Here is a 10,034-nt window from a genome sequence, read left to right as displayed (position 1 = left end):
AAGATCCCCATGAACCGAGTTTCGACTCCGCTCAACTCTCGATACTGGTAGGTTGAGCGAAGTCGAAACCGGATTGAGCGGGTACTTTATTTAGTTGCAGATCCCTAACCCCCCCCTGTTACCCAAGCTCTCCGGGCAGACTCCGCCAACCCACTTTTTCCCTCACATGACCCTAGTGCTCACTAACGACGACGGCATCGACGCTCCTGGTATTCGGGCTTTACAGGCGGCCTTACCCGAACAGGTGACCGCGATCGTCGCTCCCGATCGCCCCTTATCTGGCTGTAGCCATCAGCTCAATCGCGGTGGCGCGATCGCCATTGACCAGCGACAAGCGACGGAACACGCGATCGCGGGCACCCCCGCCGACTGCACCCGCGTGGCCGTGAGTTATCTGTATCCCGATGTGCAATGGGTACTGTCAGGCATCAACGCGGGCGGCAATATGGGGGCTGACATTCACGTTTCGGGTACGGTCGCGGCGGTGCGCGAGGCGACCTTGTTGCGGGTGCCGGGCATCGCCATTTCCCACTACATCCACAATCGGCAACCGATTGATTGGTCGGTCGCCACTCGCTTAGCGAACAAGGTGCTGCATCAGTTGATGCAGTCGAAACCGGCACCGGGACAGTTTTGGAATGTGAATTTGCCCCATTTGCAGGCCGATGATCCCGACCCTGATATCGTGATGTGTCCCACTTGCACTCAGCCCCTGCCGACCGAGTTCAAAGTCGAAGACGGGCAGTTTCACTACACGGGACGCTATGGCGATCGCGCTCGTGATCCCGGTGCCGATGTTGATGTGTGTCTATCGGGCAACATCAGCGTGGCTGAAATTCGCTTGTGGTAATGCTGCGGCTGGTGATAGTCGCCCTCGCAGACATCGTCTACTCACTAGCCCCCTCCTGATTTAACGCCGCATCGCTAAGATCGATGCCCAGAAGTCGCCGCAACCCGGTTATGCGGGGATCCCACACAGTGGGGATCAAGACGCATTATCATAGTGAGATTGCCGAGCAATGTTGGCGCGATCGCCGTCATTGAGGCAGATGACCGGAGCTAGCTTTCAATTTGGGCTGTAATGTCTCAACTCAATCAAGGTCTGACGTTATTTCTGAGTTTGCTGGTCGAAGCCACGCCGTTTCTGCTGTTAGGCGTGGCTTTTTCGAGCCTGCTAGCGGTCTTGGTCGATGAACGCAAGCTGATCGCTTACACCCCCAAAAATCCCGTGTTGGCGGCGATTTCCGGCAGTCTATTTGGTTGCCTGTTTCCCGTGTGTGAATGCGGCAACGTGCCCGTGGCGCGGCGGTTACTAATGCAGGGAGCCCCCTCAGCCCTGGCGATCGGTTTCTTGCTGGCAGCCCCGACCGTCAACCCGATTGTCTTTTGGGCGACGTGGGTAGCCTTTCGTGATCAGCCTGCCATGGTGTTTTGGCGAGTGGGCTTAACGATTCTGATCTCAGTGACCATTGCCTGCGTGTTCAGCGTCCAAAAAGATATGCGGCCCTTTTTGCAACCGGCGATCGCCCGCTATCTTCCCAATCCCGACCCCAAGCCCGAACCCGCCCTCGTGGGCAGCGGCAGTTCTTTGCTCAGCGGCGGCGACTTTCTGCTGCAGTCCACGGGCACCCTCAAGCTCGATCAGCCGATGATGGCGACCCTGGGCGCAACGACGGCGTTACCGCAGCAGTCCTGGCATGACAAAGCGCAGGCCGTGTTGGAAATGATGCTGCAAGAGTTTCGGGAATTGGGAGCCGTATTGGTGTTTGGCAGCGCGATCGCGGCAACTGTTCAAGTCGCCATTCCCCGTGAGTGGATCTTGGCCCTGGGGCAAGGCCCCATCACCTCCATCCTGGCGATGATGCTGTTGGCCTGGGTGGTGTCCATTTGCTCGACGGTGGACTCCTTCTTTGCTCTGTCCTTTTCGTCCCTTTTTACCAGCGGCTCGATTCTGGCCTTTCTCGTCTTTGGCCCCATGATCGACCTGAAAAATATTTCACTACTGCTGACTACTTTTAAGGGGCGGGCGGTGATGTATCTGTTTGTGTTGGCCGCGCAATTGACCTTTGTGTTGACCTTAGCCGTCAATTCGTACACGAGTTGGTGAGTCTTTGCTGCCTATGAAACGGATGTTACACTGGCCCACGGTCTGGGACACCCTAGCGCTGCTGCTCTGGGGCCTGATGCTGCTGCGCTATTGGTGGAGTGGGCGGCTGGCGGTGCTGCTGCACCCGGACTATCACTGGTTGGCCATTGGCGCGGGTTGGGTTTTGGTGGGCATGGGCCTCTGGCGGGGCGTGACCTTATTCCGGCCCTCACCGGCGAGTGCTAACCCTGGGGCTCACATTGCGCTGTTACCGCGCCAATGGAGTCTGATGGTGTTGCTGGCGATCGCAGTCTTCGGCCTCATCTACGTGCCGCGTCCCTTTGCCAGTGAGGCGGCTTTGGCCCGAGGCATTGCCGACCCGGTGGCGCTGACGCGATCGCAGCCCCAGCAGTTTGCCCGCCAGACGCCCCCCGCTGAGCGCTCCCTCATCGACTGGATTCGGACGTTGAATGTGTATCCTGAGCCGGACGCTTACACCGACCAACCCGTCAACGTTACCGGGTTTGTCATTCATCCGCCCCAGTGGGACGACAACTATTTGATGGTGGCGCGGTTTGTGCTAACCTGCTGCGCCGCTGACGCCTATCCGGTCGGCCTGCCTGTCGCACTGACGGGCGATCGCACCGAGTTTCCTCCGGATAGCTGGATTTCTGTGCAAGGCGCAATGCAGACCGAAACCCTCGATGGTCAGCGTCGTCTCGTGATTGCGCCGCAGGAAGTCCTCACTGTCCCTGAACCCCAGAATCCCTATGAGTTTTGACCGGACTGCTCGCCGCACTTATCGGCGGTGGCGATTGCCGTTAGACCGAGTGGCCTTGGCTCTCATGGCTGGGCTGCTGGTGTTGGCGGCGTTGCTGGTACTGTTGGGCGATCACGCTGGGGCTAGAGTGCAGCAATTTTCCTGGCAAGAACGGTCGGTGGGAGCCGAGAATGTCGCGTTCACCCTCACCTTCACGCGCCCGATGGATCCTGACAGCGTCGAAGCCAATTTGCAGATCACCCCGGATTTGCCGGGGCGGATCAGTTGGGCGGGGCGGCGACTGGCCTACACCCTGGATGCGCCCATTCCCTACGGCGAATCCTATGCGGTCACGGTACCGGAAGCCCGCGATCGCTTTGCCGATGCCGACGATGAAATGCAATTTGAACCGTTTGAGGGCAATTTTCAGAGCCGCGATCGCGCGATCGCCTACATCGGCAGTGAGGGAGCAGAAGCGGGTCGATTAATGCTGAGCAACTTTTCTCAAGAGGCGGCAGCGGTACCGCTGACCTCGCCAGACTGGCAGGTGCTCGATTTTGAACCCTATCCGCTGGGCGATCGCCTGCTCTTTTCTGCCATTTCGGCGATCGAGGGCGACCCAGCGACCGCACCGCCTGCCGCTGAACTCTATGCCGTGGCGACGGGCTTGGCTCCCCTGCCCCCAGAAGATACCGTGAACAGCGATCGCACCGTCAGCTTTGCCCCGGGGGAAATGGGAGCCGTGACCCCGATTTTGGGCAGCAACGGGTACCAAAATCTGGCGTTTGACTTGTCTCCCGATGGGCAAACCATTGTCGTGCAGCGAGTGAATCAAGCGAATCCGGCGGATTTTGGTCCGTGGGTGATTACAGAAGACAACGCCCCTCGCCCCTTGGACACCGAACCGGGCGGTGAATTTTTGATTGGCCCCGACAGCGCTAGTTTATTGATGTTGCAGGGCCAGGGCACCGCCGTCATTCCGCTTGACCCCGACGCTTCAGCCACGGCGACCGCTGAGCCCTTGGACTTTTTGCCGGAGTTTGGCCGCGTGTTTGACATCACCAGCGATGGCACCGCCGCCGCCATGGTGAACTTCAACCAGAACGACCCGGAAAGGCGGTTTGTCGAAACTCTCGTATTGGTCACCAGCCAAGGGGAAGAGACGGAACTGCTGGACGCCACCGGTTCAATTATCAGTGCCGAGTTCGATCCGACGGATCGCATTCTGTATGTACTAGCCAGTGATTTGCTGCCGAGCGAAGAGTACCAGGAGCAACCTTTTCTGGCCGCGATCGCCCTCACTGATGAGCCGCAACCCCTGAGGCTGCTCAACTTTCCGCCTCAGGCCCGAGTCTCGATGGATGTTTCCCCCGATGGCTTGGCCGCCATTTTGGCCGTCGCGCTGTCCCCCGATGACAACCCTGCGAATGAGCGCGTGCAAACCGTTCTGCTGCCGTTGTTTCAAACCACAGAGCAGCGGTTAGCCGGCGTTCCGACTGTCACCGAACCGAACATTTTGTCACTAGCGGGCCAACAACCCACCTGGCTGCCTTAGCAACGGCGATCGCCGCTAGACGGGCAGCAGCGATCGCTGACAAGTGGGACACACCGCATGGATGGTCAGTTGGCAATCCAATAATTGATAGCCTGATTTCTTAGCGGTGCGCGCACCGGCTTTCAATACCGAATCATTTTTAAACTCGATGGTTTTATTGCAGCGAACACAAATGAGATGGTGGTGGTGGTGAGGAGAAGGCTGGTTAATCTCGTAGCGTTTCTGGCCTTCCGCCAACTCAAGCTCTCGCAAAATCCCCATGCGGGCTAGGAGCTTGAGGTTGCGATAAATCGTCGATAAGCTGACTTGCTCACCTTCATCTTTCAACACATCGCGCAAATCTTCAGCACTAAGATGCTCGCCCTTCGGCAAATTCTGAAATGTTTCGAGAATAATTTCCCGCTGAGGGGTCATGCGCCACCCGCGTTCGTTCAACTCAGCTTTGAGAGCCGATGCCGTATAAGCCACGTGATTTTCCTCTCAACAGTGACGCCTTGTTGACAATAATAGCGAGTGATCCCCCAAATTTGCAAGAAGATTTTCTTATTGAGAATTGCTCCTGATACTTTGTAACGTCTTTAGTGCTTCCACCCTTGCTGGGCCGCTAAGTCTAGTGGGTTGCACTGAATGATAGCAGAACCGACAAGATTAAGGCGGTGCTGCGGCAGCCTCGGGGAGAGTGGCGATCGCTAACTCCAAATCCGGCACCTGCCGCAGTTGATCCATCGCCGCAATCACCTGCCCGTGTGGCACCTCTTTATCGGCGCGAATGATCAGCAACAGGGGGCGATCGCCTACGCGGCGGTCTTGCACCTGCTGTACCAGCGTCTCCAAGGTGGCTGCTTCGTTCCCCAATTGCAAATCACCGCCGCTGGTAATCGTCAGCGTCAAGGTGTGCTGTTGCAGTTGGTTTTCACTGGTGGCGGCCCCCGGCAGATTGACGGGTAAGCCTTCGGCCCGTGTGAGAAACAAGCTCGACAGAATAAAAAAGATCAGCACCACAAAAATCACATCGATCATGGGCACGATGTTGATTTCGGGTTGAGTGTCGGGGTCTTCGGGAAGATGCACAATTTGCTTCCTTACGGTCCAGTGAATCGTCAATGGCGAATTAGAAACGACGAATCGCTCCATCAAGACGCCACCCGCCACACTTAATGAGTGCTTGCCTAGTTGCCTGCTTGTGAGTAGAACGTCACAGACGGTGCGGTACCCAACCATACTGTCAGGACTTCAGAAAAAGTGCCACTCAGCGATCGCTGAGTGGCCGTTGAAGGAATGCTTCAATTCAATGGGCGCAGTCGCTTACACAATGGCGGGATTCAAACCCATCTTGCTCACCGCATTGCGGACAAAATTGATCTGCTGCTCAAAATCAAGCGCCTTGAAAGTGCCCATAAATTCTTGTGAGTGCTCAGGCAACGTGTAATTGTCAGGGACGTTGACGATGTCACCCGACTCCATGCCTTGGGCCAGGAGCAGCCAAAACTCTAGTTTGGCACTAGGACTTAGCGCACCATATTGGCGGCTCAATTCAATGTCAGCGCGGTTAGCAATATCTCGCTGCGCTTGTAGTTGCGCTTCATGGGTGAGGGGAGCAACTTGGTTATACAGCACCCGAGCCAAATCTTCGACGGCATGACTAGGCGCAGGCACCAAGCTTTGCTTGATGTCTAAATAGCCATACCACAAGATGGCTAACTGAGTATCAGCATCGAATTGTTCAAACTGCTGAAGTGGTTGTTTGACTTCATCCAAAGTTAGGTAAGTCATACAATCCTCGTCTAACTGCAAGCGGCCAAATGCTAGGCATCAACCGCATCTGTCACAAAAGTTAACGAATTAATGGACTGTCCTGACACCGTCAATTGATGGACAAATCGCATAACCAGATTTCTGAGCAGCAGCCCTTGACAAAGGCCGACCCTGTGGTTTGCGGGCCGCGATCGCGGGTAAACGTCTGCATTCTGACTCTCCAGAAACCGGAACGGCGGCCCGAGCGGCGGGGCTCATCACGCTTGGCGGGGTCGCTGATCGCCTTTCAGTGTTGTCGTTAAAGCTGAGGGACATTCTCAAAATAAGCGCCCCAACCTCCTCATCCGTCACGGCCCCATCGACCCACTCACTCATCTACCCGTCCCCCGTCCTCAACTGGGAGGTTATGTTCTCGCCAATCCCTTACAGCACCCCTTTAGAACTGGGAATTTGGCTGGCCCGGCGCGGATCAACCTCGGTGGCCATGCGCATGGCGCGGGCAAAGGCTTTGAACGTGGCCTCAATAATGTGGTGCGAGTTAATGCCGTCGAGCTGGCGAATGTGCAGGGTCATTTGGCTGTGATTTACCACGGCGACGAAAAACTCCCGTACGAGCTGGGTGTCGTAGGTGCCGACTCGCTGGGTCGGAATTTCCAACCCGTAGCTGAGATGGGGACGACCGGAAAAGTCTAAGGCGACTTGCACTAACGATTCATCTAGCGGGGCGACGAAATGGCCGAAGCGGACGATGCCTTTGCGATCGCCCAAGGCCTGTTTCAGTGCCATGCCGAGGGTAATGCCCACATCTTCGTTGGTGTGGTGATCGTCGATTTCGTAATCCCCTTTGGCGTGGACGGTAAGGTCAAACAAGCCGTGGGAGGCGATTTGGTGCAGCATGTGATCCAAAAACGGCACTCCAGTTTGCGCGTCACATTGCCCAGTGCCGTCAATGTTGATGGCGACGTGGACGTCGGTTTCGCCCGTGGTGCGGCTGACGGTGGCGGTGCGGGTCGTCAGAGTGTTCTGGGCAGCGGTTGCGGGGTTGCGGTCTTGGAGTTGCATAGCAAGTGTAGGAGTGGGTGGGTGGACGGGTGAATGAGTGTGGATTTTTACGGGGTAGTCATGGCGGCTAGCACGGGGCGAATGTCTTGATTAGAGACCTGATCGGTGATGAAAACGTCGGCGATCGCCCTCGGTAGAATAAATCGTACGCGACCATCCTCGACTTTCTTATCCCCTTGCAGCAGTGAGATCAGCGCTTCGGTCCCCGCCTGACTGGGAATGGTGGTAGGGAGTTTCGTCTTTTCGATGAGTTGGTGTTGACGCTGCTCGTCATCGGTCGACCACAGGTTGAGAGCCGTGGCAATTTTGCCAGCGGCCACCATGCCGATCGCCACCGCTTCGCCATGATTCACGACTCGATAGCCCGTCGCGCTCTCGACCGCATGACCAATCGTGTGCCCGTAGTTGAGAATGGCCCGCAGTCCCGACTCTTTTTCATCCTGAGCAACGACATCGGCCTTGGCCTGACACGATCGCGTCAAAATCATTTGCAGCAGTTCGCCTTCAACATAGCGATACTGATCGAGCCGGGGAGCCTGCTCCAGAGCCTGAAACAATTCGGAATCCCAAATCACGCCGTATTTAATCACTTCGGCCATGCCCGCCCGAAACTCGCGAGCCGGCAGCGTGTCGAGCACTGTGGGGTCAATCACGACCAGACGCGGTTGGTGAAAGGCCCCGATCAAGTTTTTGCCTTGGGGATGATTGACCCCAGTTTTGCCGCCGATGGAAGCATCGACCATCGCCAAGAGGGAAGTCGGCACTTGAATGACGCCGATGCCCCGGAGCCAAGTCGCTGCCGCAAACCCCGTCATATCGCCGATTACCCCGCCCCCCAGGGCCACCATCGCGGACTTGCGTTCCAGCTTGGCCTCGTAGGCCGCATCGTGAATTTTTTGGATGGAGCGGAGGGTTTTGTAGCGTTCCCCTGCGGGCAAAATGCAGGTACTGACCTGATAGCCCACCGATGCTAAAGACTGGACGAGGCGATCGCCGTAATGTCGAAAGATGACTGGATTTGAGACCACCAGCAACTTTTGCCCCGGCTTGACCCGAGGTTGATCAGGGTTGGTCAGCCATGCACCCACATGATCGATGGCATCTTGCGCGATCACCACATCGTAAGGATTTTGGGGAATATTTACCGAAATTACGGACTTCATGGCGCGGTCAGCCCTTGAGCAAAACTCCAACAATTTCCATCCTACTGGCTGGTGCCCGTCGTCAGGTCAAGAGTTGAACGTCTTCCCTTGGTTCAGGGGACGGTTCCCTTCTTGGATCAGGGGACGGTTCCCTTCTTGGTTCAGGGGACGGTTCCCTTGAATCACTCCCGACTGTGTTGGGTGATCCGGCAGGGAACCGTCCCCTTGCTGTCGGGAACCGTCCCCTCGCCGCTGGCAATTTTTGATCGCTCAGGTGCATTTTGGCGAGAGTGAGTAAACTTGAGAGTGCATCTGTACTCTTGAGGGCGACGCGATGGTTGCGGTGCTGCATTTGTCAGACATTCACATGGGCAGCGGCTTTACCCACGGGCGCATGAATCCCGAAACGGGCATGAACACGCGGCTGGAAGATTTCGTGACCACGTTGAGCCGATGCATCGATCGCGCGATCGCCGAGCCCGCCGATCTCGTGCTGTTTGGCGGCGATGCCTTTCCTGATGCCACACCACCGCCGCTGGTGCAGCAAGCTTTTGCGGGACAGTTTCGTCGCTTAGCCGATGCGGGCATTCCCACGGTGCTGCTGGTGGGCAACCACGACCAACACGCCCAGGGGCAGGGTGGGGCCAGTCTCTGTATTTATCGCACCTTGGGCGTGCCGGGGGTGATGGTAGGCGATCGCCTCGACACCCATCGCATCGAGACGGCGGGTGGCCCGGTGCAAATCGTCACGCTGCCCTGGCTCACGCCCTCGGTGCTGCTCACCCGCCCCCAAATGGAGGGGCTGTCGATGGCGCAGGTCAACGAGCAACTGTTGGAGCGATTACGGGTCGCTCTGGAAGGGGAAATTCGTCGCCTTGATCCCGACATTCCCACCATTTTGTTGGCGCACTTGATGACGGATACCGCCAGTTTTGGGGCCGAGAAATTTCTCGCCGTCGGACGAGGCTTTAACGTGCCGATGGCGCTGCTGGCGCGGCCTTGCTTCGACTATGTGGCGCTGGGCCATGTTCACAAGCATCAGATTTTGTGTGAGTCGCCCCCGGTGGTTTATCCCGGCAGCATCGAGCGGGTCGATTTTAGCGAAGCGGACGAACCCAAGGGTTACGTGTGGGCCGACGTGACCAAAGGCGCGACCCAGGTGGAGTTCTGTCCGCTGTCGGTGCGCCCCTTTCTCACCATCAAGGCGGATTTGACGAAAAGCGATCGCCCCCAAGACCAGTTGTTGACAGCGATCGCGCAACACCACATTACCGATGCCGTCGTGCGGCTGATGTACAGCCTCCGCCCCGATCAGATGGACGAGTTGGACAATACAGTGCTTTATGAGGCGCTAGCGGCAGCGCATACTTACACCGTTCATCCGCAGATGGTGTCGCCGCAATCGCGATCGCGCCTGCCCGAACTCACCCCTGGGGCCAGCCTCGACCCCATTGCGGCCCTGCACACCTACCTCAACAATCGCGAAGACCTGGCCGAGCTGGCGGCTGACATGACCGCTGCCGCCCAAGCCTTGCTGGCAGATGCGCCCTACGAACCCGATCCCTCAAGCGAAAGGTCGCCCACAGAGCCGCCCCCAGCTGACGACGCCTCGCGCCAACTCCGGCTTCTGTAAAGGGCGTTCGGCAGTTCCCCAGGGTCAGACTTAAAATAGAG

The 10,034-nt window shown here is 57.4% G+C and carries 10 protein-coding genes; 5 read left to right on the top strand and 5 right to left on the bottom strand.

Annotated features, from left to right (window positions below):
- The first annotated feature begins 166 nt into the window (after positions 1 to 166).
- The 4 genes from surE to JUK32_RS08705 all read left to right on the top strand — a co-directional run bounded on the left by surE (position 167) and on the right by JUK32_RS08705 (position 4,401).
- Positions 167 to 850 carry a 5'/3'-nucleotidase SurE gene (gene surE / locus JUK32_RS08720; protein WP_204138467.1) on the top strand — a complete coding sequence of 228 codons (684 nt, stop codon included), beginning with the start codon at positions 167 to 169 and terminating at the stop codon, positions 848 to 850.
- A gap of 231 nt (positions 851 to 1,081) precedes the next feature.
- On the top strand, positions 1,082 to 2,107 hold the full coding sequence (locus JUK32_RS08715; protein WP_204138466.1) for a permease: 1,026 nt from the start codon (positions 1,082 to 1,084) through the stop codon (positions 2,105 to 2,107).
- A 13-nt stretch (positions 2,108 to 2,120) separates the two neighbouring features.
- On the top strand, positions 2,121 to 2,867 hold the full coding sequence (locus JUK32_RS08710; protein ID WP_204138465.1) for a TIGR03943 family putative permease subunit: 747 nt from the start codon (positions 2,121 to 2,123) through the stop codon (positions 2,865 to 2,867).
- Positions 2,857 to 4,401: an Ig-like domain-containing protein gene (locus JUK32_RS08705; RefSeq protein ID WP_204138464.1), complete on the top strand. Its 1,545-nt coding sequence runs from the start codon at positions 2,857 to 2,859 to the stop codon at positions 4,399 to 4,401. The genes JUK32_RS08710 and JUK32_RS08705 overlap by 11 nt, the downstream gene beginning before the upstream one ends.
- 15 nt (positions 4,402 to 4,416) lie before the next feature.
- Here JUK32_RS08705 and JUK32_RS08700 read toward each other — a convergent pair whose 3' ends face one another.
- The 5 genes from JUK32_RS08700 to aroB all read right to left on the bottom strand — a co-directional run bounded on the left by JUK32_RS08700 (position 4,417) and on the right by aroB (position 8,381).
- Positions 4,417 to 4,869, bottom strand: a complete 453-nt coding sequence (locus tag JUK32_RS08700; RefSeq protein ID WP_309224518.1) for a transcriptional repressor — start codon at positions 4,867 to 4,869, stop codon at positions 4,417 to 4,419.
- 180 nt (positions 4,870 to 5,049) lie between these two features.
- Positions 5,050 to 5,472, bottom strand: coding sequence for a biopolymer transporter ExbD (locus JUK32_RS08695; protein ID WP_204138463.1), 423 nt, complete (start codon positions 5,470 to 5,472; stop codon positions 5,050 to 5,052).
- Between the two features lie 234 nt (positions 5,473 to 5,706).
- On the bottom strand, positions 5,707 to 6,174 hold the full coding sequence (locus JUK32_RS08690; RefSeq protein WP_204138462.1) for an orange carotenoid protein N-terminal domain-containing protein: 468 nt from the start codon (positions 6,172 to 6,174) through the stop codon (positions 5,707 to 5,709).
- Between the two features lie 405 nt (positions 6,175 to 6,579).
- Complete coding sequence (gene hisB / locus JUK32_RS08685; protein ID WP_204138461.1) at positions 6,580 to 7,218, bottom strand: imidazoleglycerol-phosphate dehydratase HisB; 639 nt, start codon at positions 7,216 to 7,218, stop codon at positions 6,580 to 6,582.
- 47 nt (positions 7,219 to 7,265) lie between these two features.
- The gene (gene aroB, locus JUK32_RS08680; protein ID WP_204138460.1) at positions 7,266 to 8,381 is read right to left on the bottom strand and encodes a 3-dehydroquinate synthase; all 1,116 of its coding nucleotides are present in this window, start codon (positions 8,379 to 8,381) and stop codon (positions 7,266 to 7,268) included.
- Positions 8,382 to 8,694: 313 nt separating this feature from the next.
- Between aroB and sbcD the strand changes: the two genes are divergently transcribed.
- Entirely contained in the window at positions 8,695 to 9,993 is a 1,299-nt protein-coding gene (gene sbcD / locus JUK32_RS08675) for an exonuclease subunit SbcD (RefSeq protein WP_204138459.1), read from the top strand.
- Positions 9,994 to 10,034: the final 41 nt, after the last annotated feature.

The sequence above is a fragment of the Halomicronema sp. CCY15110 genome, assembly GCF_016888165.1.
Classification (GTDB): domain Bacteria; phylum Cyanobacteriota; class Cyanobacteriia; order Phormidesmidales; family Phormidesmidaceae; genus Halomicronema.
The sequence above is the reverse complement of the archived record's forward strand: the minus strand, read 5'-3'. Positions and strand labels throughout refer to the sequence as shown.